This is a genomic window from Paracoccus aminophilus JCM 7686 (assembly GCF_000444995.1).
In the GTDB taxonomy this organism is placed as follows: domain Bacteria; phylum Pseudomonadota; class Alphaproteobacteria; order Rhodobacterales; family Rhodobacteraceae; genus Paracoccus; species Paracoccus aminophilus.
The window spans coordinates 90617-110516 of sequence record NC_022050.1; the positions used below are offsets into that span (position 1 = coordinate 90617).

Below are 19900 nucleotides of genomic sequence, written 5' to 3' on the forward strand. Positions count from 1 at the left end.
AAACGCCGGAGGGCACAGAGGGCTCATGCAAGCATGACAGGGAAGGCGCTCAGTCGATGGCCTGAAAAATCTCCGCAGCCTCAGGATGGTCGCCCGCAAATTCATAGAGCCGCGCATAGCCCTCGACCAGTTGGTCAGCAGCATGGTGGAATGAGAGGTGCGAGAAGGCGAAGAGCGTTGCGATAATCCCTGCCGCTTCGGCCGATACCTCGCCCTGCCAGCCGTTGCCGCTACAGGCCATGCGGTAGCGCGCTTTCGAGGTCGGGGCCATAAAGAGCGGCCGTCCGGCCTGCTCATAGAAGTTCCAATGGCCACCGCCATAGTCCAGCGGGCTCAGGCTATCCATCATGGCATAGACCATGTTCTCGGCGACAAGCATTCGGGTCGGCCCGAACAGCTCGGGTAAAAAGGTAGGGCGGCGCTCTTCGGCCACCCGGGCAACAGTGGTCATCGTGCTCATGGGATCGAACTCCTCGGAAAGGGAAAACCTCGAGCCCGGCGGCGCTCTCTTGCCTGCCGCATGGCTCACAGAATTCCCTCCCCCGCTCTGCCTCTCCCCGGCATCGGTTGATTTTGTTCCTTATATGTTCTATCTTGGGACTCAACCCAGCAAGGGAGATCCACGATGGAACCTGTCCCTCATGCCTTGGCGGTTACACCGCGCCAGATCGCCTATGCCCGCTCGCTCGCCCTCCGGAACAAGACCCTCCTGCCCTGGGAGGTCCAACAGGATCGCCGCAGTCTCAGCACCTGGATCGAGACGCAATCGCGCCTGAAACCTCTGGACGATGGCCAACCCACCTCAAAACAGGTCGCCTTCGCCGAACGGCTCGCACGGCTTCGGCGGCGGGCTATTCCGGATGAATGCTTCCGGGATCGGCAATTGCTGTCCCGGTGGATCGACAGCAATCGCTGAGCCTGAATCGCGGCCCGGCTGGCAGCCGGTTGATCAGGCCCGTCGCCCGCTTTCCGTGAACGTATAGCCATTGGTGAGCACCGCTTCATCGACCGCAGCATCGGAAGACAGATAGTCGTACTCCTGCTCGAGCTGCCGGTAGAGCCAGCGGGCAAGGTCGCGCAGCAGGTCCGTAACAGCGCTCTCGGCATCGTCGGTCATGTCCTGACCGACCGGGCTTTCGCGCGTGACAGCGATGTCCATGGTGAAAGCATGATAGTAGCTGCCGCGATGCCGGACGTCCGCCTGCAACTGGTAGAAGTTGCGGCGCTGGATCTCAAAAAGCCCATCGGCAATCCGATGCAGTTCGTAGTCACTTGGCGCATAGGAGCGAATGGCAGTGGAAGCGCCTTTGCTGAAGGAATAGCTTCCCTCCCACGCCGCCCCATCCCCTTGCGACCAGAACCCGGTGAACCAGATGCAGGGGCTTTCGCTGATCCCGCCGCCCATCAGCCGGGATGTCCGGGTCCGGAGACGAATTCCGAGGATCTCCGTAATTCGCTGGAAGTCCTCATAGACGGCATCATACCAGTCGTGATCAAAGGCACCTTCACGATACCAGCCCCGGGCATTGTCTTTGGCGGCCTCCGGCAGCTCGTCATAGCGATAGACCGTGATCTCGATGATCGAAGGCATCACGCGGCCCTCCGATGCAGAAGCGCGAGCTGTGCAGCATCGCGCCAGAACGGATCGACCAGGCGCCCTTCGGTCGCGGCAGCCTGCCTGCGCAAACCACTGGCTTCGGCATGTCTGCCCAAATCGGCGAGATGCTGCGCTTCAGCCCGCTGGCGGCAGGCCAGGGTGACCACCGCCCGCGCTTCAGTATCGCTGGCGACGGGCTGGCACCAGGTCACGTGCCGGTTTGAGACTTCGCCAGCGAGCACCAACCCCTGATCGGCACCAACCACTGCAATCAGCTGTGGCGTGAAGCGGAGCGCGGGATCATCGCCACAGGCAATGTCGCCGCTTGCAAGGCGCGTTGACACCAGCATCATCGCGTCCACGAGGCTGTCACAGGTACCGAGACAGACGCTGCGCTCGAAGGCCCACTGATCGAGATCCGGGTCGAGATAGCGCGCCTCGCCGGAACAGGTAACGGTCAGAGGATTGCGCTGCGCCAATTGAAGCTGTGCAAGGGCCTGGCTGATCAGCACCCGCCCGGCGGATCGAAACCCTGCAGTTGAGCCAGAATAGGACATCGCGGTGTCTCCACGACAGGCAGCGGAAGCCTCTCTCCCACCTCATGACCCGTCGCTTTGCCCCGCCCCCCACCTCTCCCTCTCGACCGCGCAGCAGACGCGCGCGGCCGAGAAAGTTGGTATGGCTGGTCAACCAGTTCCATCGGTCAGATCTTGATGCCATGCGGGATCGACCACGAACCCGAACAAACCGGGTTCATACTCGACTGACGGAACGAGGAAGCGCCGGCGCTCGACGCTCGGGCCACGCTTCGCTCCCGGCGTAGCCGTCGTTTCCACGAAACCGGGAAAGCGATCCGAACTGACCGCCGAGATCACAATCCAGTCTGCAGCGTGCTGACGCTCGAAGATCTGGCGATCCCGCTCCCGGGATTCGCCGGGCTGAAGGGCGCAGCCATGAATGGCCTCCCAGGCTTCCGGCCAGTGATTGCGCAGTGTCTCATCGGACAGGCGGCGTTCATAGGCTGTAAACAGTTCCGGCAACGCCTGCGCGACCGCCGCCCATTCAGCGTCCTCCTCGTAGAACCCGGAGGAGGAACGCAGCAGCGGATGCACACAGGCATTTTGCTCTGGCGCAAGCTGGAATCCGCCATGCCCGGCGGTGGAATGGCAGAGCACACCTTCACCATAGGTCATCGCACCCTGTGACACGCCCCAGGGCGTACGCGCCCGGGAGGCGATTTCACGGCGCCTGAGTGTCGCGCGTTCACGCTGGTGTTCTGCGTTCTCCGCAACCAGCGCCCGGAAAGCGGCCTCGTCAGCCACATCACCGGAATGACCATAGAAGTCATCGCGCCGCCAAGTGTCGAGCGGGCGAGAAAGCCGCCAGCCCGTCGCCAGGAAATGCCGTCCCGCCCAGGTCGGCACCATCGCAAAGGCGGTGTCGCCAACGCGCGCGACCAGCAGGTCATCAGCGCTGCGACCAAACTCGACGACGGGCAGAAACCGGGAGGGAGAGGCGGGTATGATCGGAACCGTGGTGTTCATCCTGCGACCGCCTCCACGGCGTCGACGTCCTCGCCATTCAGCACGGCGTTCAGCCATTCATGTGTGCTGATCCAGCCGATGCTTTTGCGGGACCCGAGATCGATGACATGCGCACCGCCGCCGAAAGCCTCAACTCTGGGTCGGGAGCAGGTGTGAGCGAAGTCGAAGCCCCAGAGGCCGGAAAGGTTCAGCTCTTCGGCGAGACGAAGCACGAAATTGATGACGCCCTCAACATCGCCCTGATCATCATCATGGATCCAAAGCTGCGCGCCGCCCGGTCCGTCCTGCTGGACGAGATCGAAGCCGTTGATTGCAGGCTCATCGGCGTCCGCCTCTTCAGCGCGCAGGCGGTGGAACAGCGCCATCGCCTTGGCGGCATTCTCAGGCGAGCCCGCATCAAGCAGGCAGGAGAAATGGGTGAAATAGTCGGCCATGACAGGCTCCTTGTCAGAAATGGAAAGCCCGGCGCGAGGCCGGGTCTGGTCGGGATTGGACTGAAGGAAAGGGTCAGGTGCCCGGGGACGTGGGAGAGCCTTGCGGCACTGCAGCGGCATGGGCGGCCAGCATCTGGCGGTAGAACCGCCGCCGGGCGAGCCTGAGACCGGGATCCCTGCGGATAGTGGGATGGAAGGCCCGAGCCGCGGCGCGCAGTACCTTAAACCCTGAGACATCGGGGGAAAGGCCGAGAAGGGGATAAAATGGATCAGGTGTCCGGGTCGGAGCAGTCTGCAACGGCTCCACTTCGGTCTCGATCTTCTGGGTGCGGCCCATCCAGGGTTCAGGGCGGATCGCGCGCGCCCAGTCGGCGAAGCTCGGGATATGGCCGAGATCCTCGCGGACATGTTGCTCGCCCACCCAACGGGTAGGGATAACCCTGCCGGAGGAAAGAGTCAGCGTCTTGCCGAACACGGTTTCCATGAGGAAGATGCCCTCGGCATGGTGGCGCAAAGCGCGGTGCCGGAAGTCAGCAAGGATGAGCTTCGATGCATCGAACCAGGAATGCAGCTCGATGTAATCCTCGACCACGCCGCCCCACTTTTTCACCGAGGACAGGGCATGATGATAGGGATGTGCCATGTTCCCCATCCTCAAAAGCTGTGGTTGAATTGCTCGGACGAGGTGAACCGCTCGTTGTAGTCGAGCAGGATCGTCCCGGCCGCGGCGTCGAAATGGAACTCGCCGAACGCGCCGTCGCAGTTTTCCCAGCCGCCATGGCTGTCGGAGAGGAGGTCATAGGCCAGGGTCTCGACAGCCTCCGAGAGCGACATGCTGCTGGTCGAAATCTCGCTGATGCCCCAGCTGACCTGCGCGAGCGTGATTGCCGTGTCCGGCATTGGCACAACGGTGTCACCGCAGCGGGCGTCGATATCTTCGATCTGCCCGCTGTCGCCACCGCCGTCGAAGGTGACGATGATCTCGGTGAGCCCGGCGGCGCGCATGGCCGCGAACAGGGCCTCCTTGTTCTGTGCCATTGCGGTGGTGCTGAGCGTCTGATGCGCCAGTTGCGAGGCGTCAAACTGCGCCATCGCGGTCGCGAGGCTGGCTTCCGGGGAGGTTGTGATATCTTGGGTCATGGGATTTCTCCTGAGCGCAAAGGGGCGGGTGAAGCCGACCGGCGCTCTCTCTGGGACCGGAAGGCTCACCCTTCCCGGATCCCTCCTCGACCTCTCCCGCGCCGGGGTTCATCCCGGCTCAGCTGCGCGGCGCGCGCCACAGGCGGGTGATCGCGCGACCCGGGTGAGCGGCGCGGCGCACCGCGCGAGAGCCACCCGGAAGGGGTGAGGCGCTTGCGCGCCTCACTGCCAGGGGTCGATCTCCAGGTTATGGTGCGCGCACCATAACCTCGAATATGATCCGTGGGAGATTATGCCCCGCTGACCCCCACGGCTCAGACAACGCCCTGATCTGTCGGGACTTCTCCCGGCAGATCGGACTTGGCGCGCAGCATAATCACATCGTTCACTTTGCCATTCCCACAAACAGGAGATGGCAAATGTCCGCAAAGCGCAGAATCTTCATGCTGAAGGACGACCCTGGCAATTACCTTGCTGGGGTCGTGGAACCATTCAGGTCTCGACTTCAGGCTGGGCGGTATTCGCCGCGAACTGTCGAGCTTTACTGTGCTTGCGTTTTCCATTTCGGAGAATGGCTTCAGAGTGAGGCGGTCAGCATCGCCACGATTTCAGAACGACATGCCGAGCAGTTTCTGCGGGAGCATATCCCCTCCTGCACTTGCTCTCGCCATGTCCTTGGCCATTTGCACCACAACAGATCGGCGTTGAACCACCTCCTGCGCGTGATGCGGGATCTCGGCATCACGGAAGCCATAAAGCCGGATATCATCGGGTGCGAGATTGCAGCATTTGACACAGCTTTGCGGGATGTGTGGGGTCTGGCACCAAGTACACGCGCCCAACATCGCATGTCTTTGCGCTGCCTGCTGACCCGGGTGTTCGGTGCCAATGATATCCACCCGGCATCGATCAGTGCCAGCGCTATCCGTGAGTTCGTGCTCGGCAAGGAAGCCCGCTGTATGGGCACTGTCCGTGCCCTGTCGGGCTTTGTCCGGTGCTATTTTCGTTATCGACGGCTCATGGGGGATGACGTCACCATCCAGATAGCGGCGGTCCCCCGACCCACCGCGCTGATTGAGCGCCCGCTTCCGGAGGCTTTGTCCGATGGAGAACTTGAAGCGCTTCTGGGGTCTTTCGACATGAACCAGCCGGGACAACGGCGCAGCTACGCCATTACCCGCTGCCTGGCGGACATCGGGCTGCGATCCAGCGAAGTCGTTCGTCTCTGCCTGGATGATATCGACTGGGCTGAAGGCGAGATCTGCATTGTGCAGGGCAAAGGGCGCCGTGCCGAGCGATTGCCGCTGCCCGATCTCACCGGACAGGCAATCGCCGACTACATCCGGAAGGAGCGCCCGCCGACTGACTGCAGGAAGATTTTCGTGCGTCACAAACCACCATTGGGCCAGCCAGTCGGCCGACGGGTAGTTCAGCGGGCGCTACACGACGCCTACAAAAGGCTGGGGTGGAACAAGAGTCGCGTTCACATATTGCGGCATACACTTGCAACCCGCCTGATCACCGCCGGAACCCCGGTTCCCCAAGTTGCGGATGTGCTCCGCCATCGTGACGTTGCCACCACTTCCATCTATGCGCGCATCAACGTCGACCATCTTGCTCAGGTTGCCATGCCCTGGCCGGGGGGCTGTGATGATGCGTGAGCCGAGTTTTGTAGCGACCGCCGAAGCCTATATTGCCGAGCGCAGACGGCTGGGATTCACAGAGCGAGCAAGCGGCAGCCGGATTCTGGCGTTTGCGCGGTTTGCCGACAGGCAGGGGCACACAGGTCCTGTCACCCCGGACCTATGCCTCGAATGGGCCAAACAGGAAGCCATCTATGATCGACCCTTTACCTGGGCCAACCGACTGAGTTCTATCCGTCCGTTTGCAAAGCATCTCGCGGCAACTGACCCCCGAACAGGGTTCCCGGATGGCATGCCATTTGGACCAGCCAAGAGGCGACGAACTCCCCACATCTACACCGCCGCCGAGATCTCAACTCTGATGACTGCCGCAGCCGCCTTGCCCCCAAGCGGCGAGCTCAGGTCCGCAAATCTCTCGACATTGATAGGGCTGCTCGCCGCAACCGGAGTCCGCATTTCCGAAGCGCTAGCCTTGGAATGCAGGGACTTCGACCACAAACGCGGCCTGTTGACGATCAGGCGAACGAAGTCCAGGCGGGAACGCCTTCTCCCAATACATGCATCAGTGACGACGGCGCTGACGCGCTATCTGGCCGTGAGGTCCAGATATGCAGAGACTCAGCCGACTGCACCACTGTTCATTTCCACGGTGACACATGAACGGCTGCCCTATGCCACGGTGCAAGGCAATTTCCGCAGTTTGGCCATAGACTTGGGGATCATTCCTCGCGGCAACTACAAGCGCGTAAGGATTCACGACCTGCGCCATAGTTTCATCTGCCATCGCGTCATGACCTGGCAGCGAGACGGCGTTCAGCCCGACAGCGCGATGATCGCGCTGTCTACTTACGTCGGCCATGCCAGCGTGGCAGATACGTACTGGTATCTGGAGGGGGTGCCTGAACTCATGGCAATCGCCGGGTCTCGATTTGAGGCCAGCGCAGATCGCGGCGGGCTAGATCATGGTTGATCTTCAGACACGAACAACCTTCCCGGCCCTCCTGCAGCAGTTCTTCGTGGACTACCTCGCCCAGCAACGGGCGGTCAGTCGTCACACGGTCGCATCCTATCGCGATACGTTTCGATTACTCTTGCTCTTTGTGCAAAGGGACACCGGCAAATCGCCAACCGCACTGTCATTGCACGACCTCGACCAAGACATCATCCTGCGCTTCCTGGATCATCTGGAACATGGGCGCGGCAACTCCGTCCGGAGTCGCAACGCACGCTTGTCTGCGATCCGGGCCTTTCTGAAGTTCGCCGCCTACAAGGATTTTGCTGCCCTTGCGACAATCGAACGGAATCTCGCGATTCCAACAAAGCGCCATGACCGACCTTCGCTGGGCTACCTGAAGCGGCCCGAGATAGAGGCCATCCTCGCTTCCCCGGATGTGACAACCTGGCTGGGGCGGCGTGACAAAGCAATGTTCGGACTGATGTACAATACGGGCGCGCGGGTCTCCGAGATCGCCGGGTTGCGGATAGGTGATCTCCTGCTGAAACCCGCGCCCGCCGTTCATCTCCATGGCAAAGGACGAAAGCACCGCACAGTCCCTATATGGAAGCAGACGGCCTCAACACTTCGGGGATGGCTGCGCGATCTGCCCAGTGCAGAAACGGAGCAGCCATTGTTCCCAGCCAGTTCAGGTGGAGGTGCGCTGACGCGTTCGGGGATCGCACGACGGTTGGCACAGGCGGTAGAGGCAGGAAGTCGCACCTGCCCGGAGCTGATCGGAAGGACAGTCTCGCCTCATACCATTCGGCACACGACCGCAATGCATCTGCTGCAGTCGGGTGTCGATATCACGGTGATTGCGCTCTGGCTCGGGCATGAAAGCACGACCACGACGCACATCTATCTTGAAGCCGACATGGCGATGAAGGAGGCCGCACTAAGTCGGCTGCATCCGACCAAAGGATCGGGAAAGCTGCGCTATCGCGCTCCCGATGATCTGATGCTTTTCCTGAAGAGCCTCTGATTATGCTGCGCGCCAAGTCCGATCTGCCGGGAGAAGTCCCGACAGATCAGGGTGTTGGCTGAGCCGTAGGGGTCAGCGGGGCATAATCTCCCACGGATCATATTCGAGGGCGATGAGCGTCTCATCGCCATCATATTCATCGGCGGGCATGGCGGCATGGCTGCCATCGCCGGCCTGAAACACGACGATCGAGACCATGAGCGTGGCGGCCAGGCTGGCGGCAAAAGCGGTGGCATCCTTCTTGGACATGGGACTGGCTCCTGTCTTTGGAGACGAGGGACCATCCCCCGCTCGACAGGCGCCCGAAGTGTCTGACCGGATCTGCAATCACCCTCGGGCGTTCGGGCCGTTTGCCCGAATCCCCGAGGGCGGCACGCGAAGCGTCAAGCCGACCCCTTGCGGGTTGATTTCAAAGAGACGGATCGGACCAAGGTTTGCGAATGGAAGCGGGGATGGGGCTTTGGCTCTGACAGGGGCCGTGTCCAGTGACGGGATGCCCTTTCGCAGCTGCCAGCCTTGGCGCTTCGCTGATCAAAGGTGTCGACGTGTTTAAGGCCAGATCGCAGATCTGCTGCGCGCCGACGATGAATAGGGTGGTTCCCAGCGAATGCCGGATAGCCCCCCTGGCACAGGACGCAAGTGCCGACCCCGGCCCCTTTTCCCCAGCCGAGCACACGCGCTCGCCACCCCTGTCCGCAACTGCGACAATCTCAGTCTGAACAAGAGAGAGGGCGCATTACGTCGCACACTTGATTGGAAGAAAAATATAGCCTATTTTCTGACACATGAAGACTGCATATGCCTCTGTTCCCGATCGGATCATGAAGCGTGTCCGCGCAAGCGGACGCGGCAGCGTCTTCACGCCCAGTGACTTTCTGGACGTGGCAGCCCGTGGCGCGGTGGACCAAGCGCTGTCTCGGCTGACCAGGGCCGGAGACCTCCGGCGTCTCGCCCGCGGCCTTTATGACTTCCCCAAGATCCATCCGAAGCTCGGTGCGCTTAGTCCTTCGCCCGACGATGTGGCCAAAGCTCTTGCTCGCGAAACCGGATCAAACCTGCAGATTGATGGTCCGCAGGCTGCCAACGCCCTCGGACTCTCGACGCAGGTCGCCGCACAGAGCCGTTGGCTGACGGATGGGCCTTCGCGCCGTGTTGTCCTCGGGAAGCGGGTGATCGATCTTCGCCATACCTCGCCCAAACATCTGATTGCCCCCGGCAGCCCGGCCGGAACCGTAGTGCAGGCTCTGCGCCATGTAGGTGCTGCACGGGCCTCTGACGTGATGCACGCGGCCAGCCGTCACCTTTCGGCCAGCGACAAGAAGCTCCTCGCCAGGAATGCGACGCAGGCACCGGCGTGGATGCGGGCAACCCTGATCTCGATTGCCAACTCAAAGCCTTCAGGGTGCGGGGCCGATGCCGCAATTGGATAAGGTTGCTCGCTTACCTAGCGCTGAGCGTGCCATGCCCCCTCCACTTGCCTGCGATGCAGCTTGATTCACGATAGATAGTCCAGAATTCTGGACATATCGCAGCCATCCGTCCATTTTCATGGCCTCCCGTTGACAGCAGACGCGCGCCCAGACATCATGCACATAATTATGGACGCGAGATTGTTATGCGTTCAACATAATGAGCACAGCATAGATCATGAAGCGCGAACGAAGCTATTCCCGAGTAACCCGCGACGCGCTGATCATGCTGGGTAGGATGATCCGCATCGGCCGGCTCGAGCGTGGTCTCACCGCACAGGACCTGGCCGACCGCGCAGGCATCAGCCGCACCACCCTGTCCAATATCGAAAAGGGCGCGGCCGGGCCTGAGGTGGGCATCGTGTTCGAGGTGGCCGCTCTCGCCGGTGTGCCGCTCTTTGGGCAGGACGCGGGCAGCCTGCAGATGCACAACGCGCATCTGGGAGAAAAACTCGCCTTGCTGCCCAAAAGCGTAAGACACAAAGCCCGCGAGGTTGATGATGACTTCTGACACCGCGCCCAAAGGTGCCTTTGTCTGGATCTGGTTACCGGGCGCAACAGAGCCTGTCGTGGCCGGGCGGCTTGTCCCGGACGGCGCCCGGCTGACCTATACCTATGGTGCCAGCTATCGGCGCAATATCCGCGCGGTTCCGCTTTACGAACCCGAGCTACCCCTGCGCGAGGGAAAAATCGAACCCGCACCCGGCATGGGCATGGCTAGCTGCATCCGGGACGGATCGCCGGATGCCTGGGGCCGCCGCGTTATCATCAATCGGCTGACCGGTAAGAAGCCCGATGCACACGATGTCCCGGAGTTGAGCGAGCTCACCTTTCTGCTGCAATCGGGATCCGACCGTATTGGCGCGCTCGATTTCCAGGCCTCGGCCACGGAATATGTTCCGCGCCTGGCGACAGAGGCCTCGCTGGCCGAATTGCAGGAAGCAGCAAACCTGATTGAGCAGGGTGTGCCACTGCCGCCCGCGCTGGATCAGGCTTTGAATCACGGCACATCCATTGGCGGCGCGCGCCCCAAGGCCATGATCAATGCTGGCGGCCGCAAATTCATTGCCAAGTTTTCCGCCGGCAACGACACCTATAGCGTGGTCAAGGCCGAGTTCATCGCCATGCGGCTGGCCCGCGCCGCCGGGCTGAACGTCGCGACGGTCGAGATGACTCGGGCCGCGCACAAGGATGTCCTTCTGGTCGAGCGCTTTGACCGCACGCATACGGACTCTGGCTGGACCCGGCACGCGATGGTCTCGGCCCTGACCATGCTGGGGCTTGACGAAATGATGGCGCGCTATGCCTCATATGAGGATCTGGCCGAATTGATCCGCCATCGCTTCTCGGAACCCAAGGCAACACTGCACGAGCTTTACGGGCGGATCGCGTTCAATATCCTTTGCGGCAATACCGACGATCACGCCCGCAACCACGCGGCCTTCTGGGATGGCCGACAGCTGACGCTGACCCCCGCCTATGACATCTGCCCACAGGGGCGCACGGGCAGCGAAGCCTCACAAGCGATGCTGATCAAGGGGGAGGCCCGTGCCAGCACGCTTGCCACCTGCCTTGCCGCGGCCCCGGACTTCCACCTGAAGGAAAGCGACGCCGTGGCCCTCATTGAGCGCCAGATCGAAGCGATTGCAGCGGGCTGGCAAGCGGCCTGCGATGAGGCGGCGCTTTCCCAGGTTGACCGCAGGCTGTTCGCCGGGCGTCAGTTCCTCAACAGCTTCGCGCTTGAGGAGTTGAAGGGGCAGCCAGCGCTGGTGGATGCATATGAGGCCGCGCGAAACGCTCTGATCGCAGGCGCGGCAGTCTGAGAGGATGCGTGAAGGCCCCGGCCTTTCGACCGGGGCCCTGGTGGGGGGATTACTCCCCCCGGCGGCTGTTGGGGCGCGACCAGATCAGGCTCGAGCCCTCGCCTTCCTCGTCGTCGAAGAGGTTGGCGTAGATCGGGTGCGCAAAGCTCGGATCGTCCAGCTTCAGGCCCAGATAGTCCCGCCCCTCGTTCGAGCGCTTCGACCAGGCGGCGCCGATTTCCGCGCGGCCCACCAGGATCCGGTGCGAGGGTGCGTTCTCGCCCGTGGCCCGCAGGTCGGGGACGATGCGCACGCCCTTGGCCTGCACGCTCAGGGTGACGATTTCGCCGGTGTATTCGTTGCCGGTCTTCTTGAAGGTGCCGATGGTCGCCATTGTCTGTCTCCATTCTCTCGTGTTCGGGCCCGCTCCATTGGGGCCTCGATGGCGATCGACAGGCCGGGGACGACGGCCGGCGCAGTCCCGCCCGGGACCTCGACAGCACAGGCAGGGCTTTCTTGGCCCGCGAGGAATGGGCGAAGCCCAGGGGAAGAAAGTCCCACGACGCTGTTGCGCCGAGACGTCGAAGCGCGGCTTCCGCGCTGGTCTTCGGCCAGATCAGCCCATCACAGAGGACGCATGCGAGCGGTCCCGTCACTCCCGAGAGACAGGAGACAGCGGCGATCCTGCAGGGACCGGCAGGAAGACCCGACAGGCAACCACCGGCGATGTTCACCCAAGCTGCGAACAGGCCGGCTTGCGCCCCTCCTCACCGACCTGCGAGCCACGGGTACGGCAATGCACCAGATCGGATACTGGCCGGGCCGCCGGATCGGCACATGCCGCCGCCGCGCTCGACCGGGAAGAGGGGCAGCGCGTGCGGCCAGGCTGGCTGATCAGCGCAAGCCCGAACCGCAGGATCCTGACGAGGACGCAACATGGGGGAAGGCCCGGTTCCTGCCCCTGTAAAAGCCAGGCTGGAGAAACCTCAACCAATTGGCAGGGTACGAAGGACATTCTGGCAACAATGCTGGATCGGCCTCGTTCTCGCGGGCATGAGCACAATGCGTATGCTGCAGCTCGCGAAGGTCATCGACAATGCGGTGCCTGTATTTTATCTATAGTTCATGAAGGACGATACCAAAGAAACCCTGGCTGACAGGATCAGCCGCATTCTCGCAGATCGGATCATCGCAGGCACGCTTCGCGCTGACGAGCGCCTTCGCCAGGATCACATTGCGGCGGAGTTCAGCGCCAGCCATGTTCCTGTGCGCGAGGCCTTTCGCCGGCTGGAGGCGCAGGGGCTCGCAATCAGCGAGCCGCGCCGCGGCGTACGGGTTGCAGGCTTCAGCCCGAGGGAAGTCAGGGAAGTCGCAGGCATGCGCGCAGCATTGGAAACAATGGCGCTCCGCAACGCCGCGCCCAATCTTACAAGTTATATACTTGATAAAGCGGAGGAAGCAACGCGGGCAGGCGATCACGCCCCGGACGTACAGTCCTGGGAGGAAGCCAATCGCCGCTTTCACCGGCTGATCCTGGAACCCTGCGACATGCCGCGCCTGATGCGCAGCATCGATGATCTGCATGCTGCGAGCGCCCGTTTCCTCTTCTCGGGGTGGCGCGCCGAATGGGAAGCTCCAACGGATCGCGATCACCGCGCTATCCTTTCGGCCCTTCGCGTAGGGGACGTCATGAGCGCCTGCGCCACGCTTGCGCGTCATGTCCAGTGGACAGGTCCGAAGGGACCGCAGAACAGCCGGTAATTATCTATAGTTATCGGCGACAACTTGCGGGCAAGCACCCTTCATGTGTCTATGCAAAGACGGATTCGTCATTTTATAGATAATATGGAGATACCCATGCCCCCTGCCATACCGCATTGCGCCGAGACATCCCGTCTCGTGCGTTTCCTCCGCCCGTTGGCCATCGGCCTTGGCGGTGTCATGCTGATGACGATCTCGGCCAAGGTGCAAATCCCGTTCTGGCCGGTCCCGATGACGCTGCACACCCTCGCGGTCATGGCTTTCGCCGTTCTGCTCGGGCCGCGCATGGCAACGGCAATCTTCGCCGCCTATCTCGCCGCCGGGGCAACCGGCTTGCCGGTGTTCTCGGGATCGCCCGAGCGCGGTCTGGGTCTGGCCTATATCGCAGAGCCAACCGGCGGCTATCTTATCGGCTACTTGATTGCCTCGGGGATGACGGGATGGCTGGCTGCGGGACGGGGTTTGCTCGGCCAGGTCCTTGCAATGCTGGCGGGGCTCGGTGTGGTCTATGGCCTTGGCCTGATCTGGTTGGCGGTCTTTGTCCCATCGGCGCAACTGCTGGCGGTCGGGGTTCTGCCATTCTTGCTCGGAGATCTGGTCAAGATCGCGCTCGTGGCACTGGCGACCCAAGGGGTCGCGCGACTGCGGAGCGCCAAGTGATGCTGGACACATCCGCAAACGGCGCGTTGCGCCACGACTGGACGGTCGATGAGATACTGGCGCTGCACGAACTGCCCCTTCTGGAGCTTGTCGGACGCGCGAATGCCGCGCATCGCGCGTGCCACGACCCGAACCACCTCCAGAAAGCCAGTCTCCTCTCGATCAAGACCGGCGGTTGCCCGGAAAACTGCGCCTATTGCCCGCAATCGGCGCATCACCGTGACGTGGAACTGACCCGCGACCGGCTGATGGATCCGGCGAAGGTCATCGGCATGGCATCCAATGCGAAAGATGCCGGGGCGGAGCGTTTCTGCATGGGGGCGGCCTGGCGGCAGGTGCGCGATGGGAGCGACTTCGATGCCGTGGTCGAAATGGTCGCGGGCGTCAGGGCGCTCGGGATGGAGGCCTGCGTCACCCTCGGCATGCTCAAGCCGCATCAGGCAGAGCGCCTCGCACAGGCCGGGCTTACGGCCTACAACCACAATCTCGACACCAGCCCCGAGTTCTACGGCAAGATCATCACCACCCGCACCTATCAAGACAGACTGGACACGCTGGCAACGGTGCGCAGCTACGGCATAGAGCTGTGCTGCGGCGGCATCATCGGCATGGGCGAAACCGTGCGGGATCGCGCCTCGATGCTGCAGGTCCTTGCGACCATGGATCCGCACCCGGAAAGCGTGCCGATCAATGCGCTGGTGCCGGTGGCGGGCACGCCGCTTGCCGGACGTGCCCGCATCGACCCACTGGAATTGGTCCGCATGGTCGCCACGGCCAGGCTTGTGATGCCAGCCTCGATTGTGCGGCTGTCCGCAGGACGTTCCAGCCTGAACCGGGAGGCGCAGATCCTTTGCCTCGTCGCCGGTGCCAACTCGATCTTCTACGGAGACACCCTGCTCACGACACCGAATGCAGGCATTGGGGAGGATGCAGATCTCGTTGCCGCGATTGCCGCCCCGGTCCGAGGCAGGGAGACAGCACCAAAAGAAAAGCCCAGTCACTAGGACCGGGCCAGCCTCAGAAGATGTAGGAGAGGGCGACTACGGTCGCCCTCATGACTGGTCATTCTGCAGCGATGCGATGCGCCGAGTCCGGTTCCTCTTCCTCGAGTGCATCATCCTCATCGCCTGCGAGGAAGTCCGGCAGCGTATCCGCGTCAGTCCCTTCGGCATCGCCGGCAGCGGCGGCGGCCTCGAGGTCCTCCATCCGCAGCGGCTCCGGCAGCCAGCCGCTACCTGCCAGCAGCCGTTCGGCCTCCGTGGCCATCTCGCCTTTCTTCAAATGACCGATCAGTTCCACCGCCTGCTCACCGACACCTTCCCGCACAGCCTCGAGAATGCGCGCCTTGGTGACGCGGCCAAGGTAGTTTGCGACCGTCGGCTTCCAGCCCGTCTCGACCAGATCGAGACCGGTCACGCGCGCGAGACGATCTGCCTCCTGCATGCGGCGATCCAGGCCATGCTGGCTGATGCCATTGCCGCTATAGGGGTTCGGACGCTCATAGAGCGCGTTGACCCCGAAGCTCAGGCAATGTGCCAGCAGAGCCTGTCGGCTGGCCTCGTCGAGAGCGTGCAGCCAGTCCCAGAGCCGGTCATCGCCGTCATCGAGCGGGATATCCGCTCGCCATGCCGCATGCCGCTCGTCGATGGCCTGCGCCGGGATCGAGTCGCCAAGATCCGGAGCCTGCACCGACAGATGCACTTCGTTGATACGGGCCTGCAGCGCATTGCCCGCACTGCGGATGCCAAAGCAGTCGAGCACCAAGCGGTGCAGCAGCGCCGTCATCGCGATGCGCGGGTTGTTGGCGACAGCATCGCGCAGCGCGAGGGTCCGGTGCGCGGTCAGTTCGATCACCAGGCGTTCCGGCAGCGGCTTGATCGCCTCTCCTTCGTCTTCCTCCTCTTCGGGCGAAGTCGCCGGCTCGCCCCCAAGCGTGATCACAGCACGCTGATGGCTGGTTTCATGCTCGGCGCGCTGCAGAACCTCGCCGGTCTCGGGATCGACGATCTCGGGCTCAGGTTCCAGCGGTGCTTCATCCTCGGCCCGGACATAACCACGCTCGATCAGCAGCGTGCCGTCGACATCGAGGCTGACAAAGACCCCTGCCCGCGCCATCTGCGCAGGTTCGTAGATCATCGACCGCATCTCGAAGGCGCCGAGGGTCTTCTCGATCTCGCCCAGCCGGGCATCGACCTCATCGGGGTATTCTTCCGCTTGCGAATACTCGGCCTCAAGCCGGTCGTATTCGTCTCGCAGCGCCTCGCGGGTGGCGCGCTCATCCTCGGTCAGATCGACCGTGGTGCCGATCAACTGCCGCATGCCATAGGCGTGGCTGTAGGGGAAGCTGACCGCGACCTCGATCCATTTCCAGCCCTCGGCGGCGATGATCTCGGCCTCGGCCTTCAGCTTCTCGTTCACCAGCCGGTCGAGCAGCACCGGATCCTGCAGCCAGCCGCCGTCGTCCTGTTGGAAGAGATCGCGCAGCACGTAGCCGCCAGCCGCCTCATAGGCCTCGATGCCGACAAAGGTGACGCGCCTGTCGGAGGCCCGCACCGTGGTCTCGGTCAGCAGGCGCCGGATCTGGTAGGGCTCCTTCGACCAGCTATCCTTCACCGCATCCCAGACCTGCACCTGGCGCTCATGGTCCGAGGAGATGGTGAAGGCCATCAGCTGCTCCAGCGTCATGCCATCCTCGGCATAGATCTCGAGCAGTGCGGGCGCGACCGAGACCAGCCGCAGGCGCTGTTTCACCACTTTGGCATCGACGAAGAAGGCGGCCGCAATCGCCTCCTCGGTCATGCCCTTCTCGCGCATGGCCTGGAAGGCGCGGAACTGATCCACCGGATGCAGCGGTGCGCGCTCGATATTCTCGGCGAGCGAGACCTCGTCGATCAGCACATCGTCGGTCGCATCGGACACGATGCAGGGGACCGGTGCGGTCTTTGCAAGGCGCTTCTGCTTCACCAACACTTCCAGCGCACGGAAGCGGCGGCCGCCGGCGGGCACTTCGAACATGCCGGTCTCGGCACCATCCTCGCCCAGAACCGGGCGAACGTGCAGGGACTGGATCAGCCCGCGACGGGCGATGGACTCGGCCAGTTCATCGACCGAGACACCGGCCTTGACCCGCCGCACGTTGGACTGGCTCAGCACCAGCTTGTTGAAGGGGATGTCGCGCGAGGACGACAGGGTGATCTTCTGAACGGCAGTGGCCATGCCAGATACTCCGAGGACGGGCGCCGGCGAGACCCTCTCTCCGGCTACCAACCCGTCATGGAGACCCCCTCCCCCCTCTTCCTCTCCTACCAGAGCACCGGGTCACGCCCAGGAAGCCCCATGACCGTCCCGGGCATTGACTTATCCGGGATTTCCTTGGCCGGTGGTCTGGCCTGTGCAACAGTGAGACGATCCCGCCATGTGCCAGATCTTCCCTGTCAGCCAAAAGGAATGGTCATGTATCATCACATCCTGATTTCCACCGATGGATCGGAAACCGCCACCAAGGGACTCGACCACGGCTTAACGCTGGCCAAGACCCTCGGCGCGAAGGTGACCATCGTCACCGTCACGGAAGCCTTCCCGATCTATGCAGCGGCCGCGGGCGGGGCATGGGTCGCGCCCATCGAGGTCAGCGGCGGGTTCGAGGAAAGCCAGAAGGAACTGGCCGATGGCATCCTGAGAACTGCGAAGGAAGCTGCGGACAAGATCGGTGTAGTCGCCGAGGTTCTGCATATCCCCAATGCCCAACCTGCCGAGGCGATTGTCGAGACGGCGAAAGTGCGGGATTGCAGCCTGATCTGCATGTCCTCGCACGGCCGGCGTGGCCTTGGTCGTCTGTTGCTCGGCAGCCAGACCGCCGAAGTTCTGGCACACAGCCCGGTCCCGGTGCTGGTCGTCCGCTGAGGTCGGACAGGGATGCCTGCGATGCGAGATGACCTGATGCCCGACACGCCGCCATCCCCGGAGCCGTGCGTTGTCGGACGATGAACTGCCATCTTCATGGCTCGATCTTCTGCGCGACGCTGAGGGTCTGCCAGAAAATATCCTGTCCCTGATCGGTTCTGACGCGGATCCGGAGACAGAGCAGATCGCCGAGCGCCTGACGGATCGCGGGCTCTTCAGGGTCATAAGCGCAAAGCGTTACCAACTGACCGATGCGGGGCGCGAAGTTCTTGCCAGGTCGCCCCGGTCGAAGCTGCGCAATGCCAACGGCAAAAGCAGCTGGCTCGGCAGGCTGCTGTCACGGCGTTAATGCCGTACGTGCAGGCAAGACGACATACCCCTGGGCGGCATCCCGCCCAAGGCCCACCGCAAATCCTTGCGAGCAGAAGACGCGCTCCCTACTTCCTGGTCGGGCGAAGATGCCAGCGACAACAAGAACATATGGGCATGCTGACAATGCGCTATCTGCTTGCATATTATTCCGGCACCACCAGCCAATGGCGGTGCCTCGACACCAATCTGCTGCCGCAGCAGATCGACAGAGCCGAAGATCTGGCGGCGGCGCTGGAAAACGCACCGATGATCGCGCTGTCCTGGATGTTGGAGCGCCGCCCATTCGGCAGCTATCAGGCGACCGTAGACGGTAAGAGCGATGAATGCGTGATGGTCTATGAACTGGAGCCAACGGCGGCTTCACCGCTCGGCAATGGCACGGACTATGTCGGCCCCTGGTTGGAAATGTTCATGCAGACGAACGAGCCGATCGGAACAATCGCCCTCGGGGCAGGAAAGCCGATACCGAAGGAGGCGGCTATCAGCGCACTCCGGCAACTGGCGAGCACCCCGCTGCAAGCCTCAGATGAGGCATGCCAGCAGACCATAGGCCGCATGCGTGATTACGCTTCGTCTGCGGCAGAGCACGCCGAAGCCCTGCCAGCAGCAGAGAAGCAGGAAACGGCTTGAACGTCCACGCTGCGTGAAATTCAAGATTACGATCCTGCCCCAAAGCTGACATGGTCATCGGGATCCAACAGGAGCGACCCATATGACCACGATCAACGATATCGCCGCCAAAGTCGCGGAAGAGAATGGCCTGACCAAGGCTCAGGCCAAATCTGCCGTCGAGGCGGTCTTCAAAGCCGTGACTGACGCCGCCATTGCCGGCGAAGAAACCTCGATCCCCGGTTTTGGCAAGTTCAAGGTCAAGGAAACCGCCGAACGCGAAGGCCGCAACCCGGCCACCGGCGCAACCGTGACCATTGCTGCCTCAAAGAAGCTGGCCTTTACGCCTGCCAAGGCCGTGAAAGACGCGCTGAAGGCGTGAGGCCACAGGCAGACCAGGCGCCTCTGCTGCATGGACAGGTTTCCCCTTGCAGCAGAGAGCTATATCGCTCTCAGCCCTTCTCCTTGAGCCACTTCCGAATCCGGACTCGCGCATTGGCGTAGGGAGAAGACGTATTGAACTGGATCATCCGGCCCTTCGTCCATTTCCCATACCAGGGCCCACCGTAGAGTTCGGCGTCGGACCGTGCGGAAATCGTGTCGACCAGCCGGGTCTTGGCCTCGGTCAGGCGTGCCAACAGACTGACCCAATCCAAAGCCTCATGATCCCGGTAGAACTTCTGGGCCAGCAGACCGAGTTCATTCCATTTGAACCCGGCCTCGGAAAAATCGACCGGCTCGCCCCGGTTGTCACGATCCAGCCACTTGAGCACCAAATCGTTCCACCCGATCAGATAAGCGACCAAATCGGCTGGGCTCATCATTGTCCCCGCCGCGTGCCCCGCGAGTGATGCCTCCCTTGCACGGTCAGTTGAACCCCTCGCGAGATCGATGGTGAGGCGATCAAATGTCGTCGCAATCGCCTCCAGTAGCTCGGCTTTTGTACTTGGAACCACCATCCGGCTCTTCTCCGTCATTCAGCTACAA

24 protein-coding genes and 1 pseudogene are annotated in these 19900 nt (G+C 62.5%); 14 read left to right on the forward strand and 11 right to left on the reverse strand.

What is annotated here, in order from left to right; all coding sequences use genetic code 11:
* Positions 1–49 precede the first annotated feature (49 nt).
* A complete protein-coding gene (locus JCM7686_RS22700; protein ID WP_020952635.1) occupies positions 50–460 on the reverse strand; it encodes an antirestriction protein in 411 nt (136 codons plus the stop codon).
* 165 nt (positions 461–625) lie between these two features.
* On the opposite strand from JCM7686_RS22700, the gene JCM7686_RS22705 reads away from it, so the two are divergent.
* A complete protein-coding gene (locus JCM7686_RS22705) occupies positions 626–916 on the forward strand; it encodes a hypothetical protein (RefSeq protein ID WP_020952636.1) in 291 nt (96 codons plus the stop codon).
* Positions 917–949: 33 nt separating this feature from the next.
* Here the strand turns inward: JCM7686_RS22705 and JCM7686_RS22710 are convergent, their stop codons facing one another.
* From JCM7686_RS22710 to JCM7686_RS22735, 6 genes and pseudogenes are all read right to left on the reverse strand, one after another.
* Entirely contained in the window at positions 950–1591 is a 642-nt protein-coding gene (locus JCM7686_RS22710; protein WP_020952637.1) for a hypothetical protein, read from the reverse strand.
* A complete protein-coding gene (locus JCM7686_RS22715; RefSeq protein WP_020952638.1) occupies positions 1591–2154 on the reverse strand; it encodes a hypothetical protein in 564 nt (187 codons plus the stop codon). Before JCM7686_RS22715 ends, JCM7686_RS22710 begins: the two co-directional genes overlap by 1 nt.
* Positions 2155–2283: 129 nt before the next feature.
* Entirely contained in the window at positions 2284–3141 is an 858-nt protein-coding gene (locus tag JCM7686_RS22720; protein WP_020952639.1) for a DUF7007 domain-containing protein, read from the reverse strand.
* Positions 3138–3575, reverse strand: coding sequence for a hypothetical protein (locus JCM7686_RS22725; RefSeq protein WP_041528424.1), 438 nt, complete (start codon positions 3573–3575; stop codon positions 3138–3140). Before JCM7686_RS22725 ends, JCM7686_RS22720 begins: the two co-directional genes overlap by 4 nt.
* A 283-nt stretch (positions 3576–3858) precedes the next feature.
* A pseudogene (locus JCM7686_RS22730) lies at positions 3859–4218 on the reverse strand (DUF6915 family protein); the annotation flags it as partial.
* Between the two features lie 11 nt (positions 4219–4229).
* On the reverse strand, positions 4230–4715 hold the full coding sequence (locus tag JCM7686_RS22735; RefSeq protein WP_020952642.1) for a DUF6878 family protein: 486 nt from the start codon (positions 4713–4715) through the stop codon (positions 4230–4232).
* A 419-nt stretch (positions 4716–5134) separates the two neighbouring features.
* Between JCM7686_RS22735 and JCM7686_RS22740 the strand changes: the two genes are divergently transcribed.
* The 3 genes from JCM7686_RS22740 to JCM7686_RS22750 are packed head-to-tail and all read left to right on the forward strand — an operon-like array spanning position 5135 to position 8337.
* Positions 5135–6376, forward strand: a complete 1242-nt coding sequence (locus tag JCM7686_RS22740) for a site-specific integrase (protein WP_020952643.1) — start codon at positions 5135–5137, stop codon at positions 6374–6376.
* Positions 6366–7328, forward strand: a complete 963-nt coding sequence (locus JCM7686_RS22745; protein WP_020952644.1) for a tyrosine-type recombinase/integrase — start codon at positions 6366–6368, stop codon at positions 7326–7328. Before JCM7686_RS22740 ends, JCM7686_RS22745 begins: the two co-directional genes overlap by 11 nt.
* Positions 7321–8337 (forward strand): site-specific integrase, encoded by a 1017-nt coding sequence (locus JCM7686_RS22750; protein ID WP_020952645.1) that lies wholly within the window; start codon positions 7321–7323, stop codon positions 8335–8337. The genes JCM7686_RS22745 and JCM7686_RS22750 overlap by 8 nt, the downstream gene beginning before the upstream one ends.
* Positions 8338–8409: 72 nt before the next feature.
* Here JCM7686_RS22750 and JCM7686_RS24845 read toward each other — a convergent pair whose 3' ends face one another.
* Complete coding sequence (locus JCM7686_RS24845; RefSeq protein WP_020952646.1) at positions 8410–8586, reverse strand: hypothetical protein; 177 nt, start codon at positions 8584–8586, stop codon at positions 8410–8412.
* A gap of 572 nt (positions 8587–9158) precedes the next feature.
* Here JCM7686_RS24845 and JCM7686_RS22755 point away from each other — a divergent pair.
* The 3 genes from JCM7686_RS22755 to JCM7686_RS22765 all read left to right on the forward strand — a co-directional run bounded on the left by JCM7686_RS22755 (position 9159) and on the right by JCM7686_RS22765 (position 11629).
* Positions 9159–9767, forward strand: a complete 609-nt coding sequence (locus JCM7686_RS22755; protein WP_051201767.1) for a DUF6088 family protein — start codon at positions 9159–9161, stop codon at positions 9765–9767.
* A gap of 217 nt (positions 9768–9984) precedes the next feature.
* Complete coding sequence (locus JCM7686_RS22760; RefSeq protein ID WP_020952648.1) at positions 9985–10317, forward strand: helix-turn-helix transcriptional regulator; 333 nt, start codon at positions 9985–9987, stop codon at positions 10315–10317.
* Positions 10307–11629 carry a type II toxin-antitoxin system HipA family toxin gene (locus JCM7686_RS22765; RefSeq protein WP_020952649.1) on the forward strand — a complete coding sequence of 441 codons (1323 nt, stop codon included), beginning with the start codon at positions 10307–10309 and terminating at the stop codon, positions 11627–11629. Before JCM7686_RS22760 ends, JCM7686_RS22765 begins: the two co-directional genes overlap by 11 nt.
* A 49-nt stretch (positions 11630–11678) precedes the next feature.
* Here JCM7686_RS22765 and JCM7686_RS22770 read toward each other — a convergent pair whose 3' ends face one another.
* Positions 11679–12002 carry a DUF736 domain-containing protein gene (locus JCM7686_RS22770; RefSeq protein WP_020952614.1) on the reverse strand — a complete coding sequence of 108 codons (324 nt, stop codon included), beginning with the start codon at positions 12000–12002 and terminating at the stop codon, positions 11679–11681.
* A 731-nt stretch (positions 12003–12733) separates the two neighbouring features.
* Between JCM7686_RS22770 and JCM7686_RS22775 the strand changes: the two genes are divergently transcribed.
* The 3 genes from JCM7686_RS22775 (at position 12734) to bioB (ending at position 15033) form a co-directional block, all read left to right on the forward strand.
* Positions 12734–13369 carry a GntR family transcriptional regulator gene (locus JCM7686_RS22775; RefSeq protein WP_020952650.1) on the forward strand — a complete coding sequence of 212 codons (636 nt, stop codon included), beginning with the start codon at positions 12734–12736 and terminating at the stop codon, positions 13367–13369.
* Positions 13370–13465: 96 nt separating this feature from the next.
* Positions 13466–14029, forward strand: a complete 564-nt coding sequence (locus JCM7686_RS22780) for a biotin transporter BioY (protein ID WP_020952651.1) — start codon at positions 13466–13468, stop codon at positions 14027–14029.
* A complete protein-coding gene (gene bioB, locus JCM7686_RS22785; RefSeq protein WP_020952652.1) occupies positions 14029–15033 on the forward strand; it encodes a biotin synthase BioB in 1005 nt (334 codons plus the stop codon). The genes JCM7686_RS22780 and bioB overlap by 1 nt, the downstream gene beginning before the upstream one ends.
* 58 nt (positions 15034–15091) lie before the next feature.
* Here the strand turns inward: bioB and JCM7686_RS22790 are convergent, their stop codons facing one another.
* Positions 15092–17245, reverse strand: a complete 2154-nt coding sequence (locus JCM7686_RS22790; protein ID WP_020952653.1) for a ParB/RepB/Spo0J family partition protein — start codon at positions 17243–17245, stop codon at positions 15092–15094.
* Positions 17246–17482: 237 nt separating this feature from the next.
* On the opposite strand from JCM7686_RS22790, the gene JCM7686_RS22795 reads away from it, so the two are divergent.
* The 4 genes from JCM7686_RS22795 to JCM7686_RS22810 all read left to right on the forward strand — a co-directional run bounded on the left by JCM7686_RS22795 (position 17483) and on the right by JCM7686_RS22810 (position 19295).
* Complete coding sequence (locus tag JCM7686_RS22795; protein WP_041528426.1) at positions 17483–17932, forward strand: universal stress protein; 450 nt, start codon at positions 17483–17485, stop codon at positions 17930–17932.
* Between the two features lie 70 nt (positions 17933–18002).
* Positions 18003–18281, forward strand: coding sequence for a hypothetical protein (locus JCM7686_RS22800; protein ID WP_020952655.1), 279 nt, complete (start codon positions 18003–18005; stop codon positions 18279–18281).
* A 137-nt stretch (positions 18282–18418) separates the two neighbouring features.
* Positions 18419–18934 carry a hypothetical protein gene (locus JCM7686_RS22805; protein WP_148292722.1) on the forward strand — a complete coding sequence of 172 codons (516 nt, stop codon included), beginning with the start codon at positions 18419–18421 and terminating at the stop codon, positions 18932–18934.
* A gap of 82 nt (positions 18935–19016) precedes the next feature.
* Positions 19017–19295 carry an HU family DNA-binding protein gene (locus JCM7686_RS22810; protein WP_020952657.1) on the forward strand — a complete coding sequence of 93 codons (279 nt, stop codon included), beginning with the start codon at positions 19017–19019 and terminating at the stop codon, positions 19293–19295.
* A 70-nt stretch (positions 19296–19365) separates the two neighbouring features.
* On the opposite strand, the gene JCM7686_RS22815 is transcribed toward JCM7686_RS22810, so the two are convergent.
* A complete protein-coding gene (locus JCM7686_RS22815; RefSeq protein WP_020952658.1) occupies positions 19366–19872 on the reverse strand; it encodes a ClbS/DfsB family four-helix bundle protein in 507 nt (168 codons plus the stop codon).
* Positions 19873–19900: the final 28 nt, after the last annotated feature.

Coding starts and splice junctions, on each gene's coding strand:
- JCM7686_RS22700 (WP_020952635.1), bottom strand. CDS start 460: ATGAGCACGATGACCACTGTTGCCCGGGTGGCCGAAGAGCGCCGCCCT.
- JCM7686_RS22705 (WP_020952636.1), top strand. CDS start 626: ATGGAACCTGTCCCTCATGCCTTGGCGGTTACACCGCGCCAGATCGCC.
- JCM7686_RS22710 (WP_020952637.1), bottom strand. CDS start 1,591: ATGCCTTCGATCATCGAGATCACGGTCTATCGCTATGACGAGCTGCCG.
- JCM7686_RS22715 (WP_020952638.1), bottom strand. CDS start 2,154: ATGTCCTATTCTGGCTCAACTGCAGGGTTTCGATCCGCCGGGCGGGTG.
- JCM7686_RS22720 (WP_020952639.1), bottom strand. CDS start 3,141: ATGAACACCACGGTTCCGATCATACCCGCCTCTCCCTCCCGGTTTCTG.
- JCM7686_RS22725 (WP_041528424.1), bottom strand. CDS start 3,575: ATGGCCGACTATTTCACCCATTTCTCCTGCCTGCTTGATGCGGGCTCG.
- JCM7686_RS22735 (WP_020952642.1), bottom strand. CDS start 4,715: ATGACCCAAGATATCACAACCTCCCCGGAAGCCAGCCTCGCGACCGCG.
- JCM7686_RS22740 (WP_020952643.1), top strand. CDS start 5,135: ATGTCCGCAAAGCGCAGAATCTTCATGCTGAAGGACGACCCTGGCAAT.
- JCM7686_RS22745 (WP_020952644.1), top strand. CDS start 6,366: ATGATGCGTGAGCCGAGTTTTGTAGCGACCGCCGAAGCCTATATTGCC.
- JCM7686_RS22750 (WP_020952645.1), top strand. CDS start 7,321: ATGGTTGATCTTCAGACACGAACAACCTTCCCGGCCCTCCTGCAGCAG.
- JCM7686_RS24845 (WP_020952646.1), bottom strand. CDS start 8,586: ATGTCCAAGAAGGATGCCACCGCTTTTGCCGCCAGCCTGGCCGCCACG.
- JCM7686_RS22755 (WP_051201767.1), top strand. CDS start 9,159: ATGAAGCGTGTCCGCGCAAGCGGACGCGGCAGCGTCTTCACGCCCAGT.
- JCM7686_RS22760 (WP_020952648.1), top strand. CDS start 9,985: ATGAAGCGCGAACGAAGCTATTCCCGAGTAACCCGCGACGCGCTGATC.
- JCM7686_RS22765 (WP_020952649.1), top strand. CDS start 10,307: ATGACTTCTGACACCGCGCCCAAAGGTGCCTTTGTCTGGATCTGGTTA.
- JCM7686_RS22770 (WP_020952614.1), bottom strand. CDS start 12,002: ATGGCGACCATCGGCACCTTCAAGAAGACCGGCAACGAATACACCGGC.
- JCM7686_RS22775 (WP_020952650.1), top strand. CDS start 12,734: ATGAAGGACGATACCAAAGAAACCCTGGCTGACAGGATCAGCCGCATT.
- JCM7686_RS22780 (WP_020952651.1), top strand. CDS start 13,466: ATGCCCCCTGCCATACCGCATTGCGCCGAGACATCCCGTCTCGTGCGT.
- bioB (WP_020952652.1), top strand. CDS start 14,029: ATGCTGGACACATCCGCAAACGGCGCGTTGCGCCACGACTGGACGGTC.
- JCM7686_RS22790 (WP_020952653.1), bottom strand. CDS start 17,245: ATGGCCACTGCCGTTCAGAAGATCACCCTGTCGTCCTCGCGCGACATC.
- JCM7686_RS22795 (WP_041528426.1), top strand. CDS start 17,483: ATGTATCATCACATCCTGATTTCCACCGATGGATCGGAAACCGCCACC.
- JCM7686_RS22805 (WP_148292722.1), top strand. CDS start 18,419: ATGCTGACAATGCGCTATCTGCTTGCATATTATTCCGGCACCACCAGC.
- JCM7686_RS22810 (WP_020952657.1), top strand. CDS start 19,017: ATGACCACGATCAACGATATCGCCGCCAAAGTCGCGGAAGAGAATGGC.
- JCM7686_RS22815 (WP_020952658.1), bottom strand. CDS start 19,872: ATGGTGGTTCCAAGTACAAAAGCCGAGCTACTGGAGGCGATTGCGACG.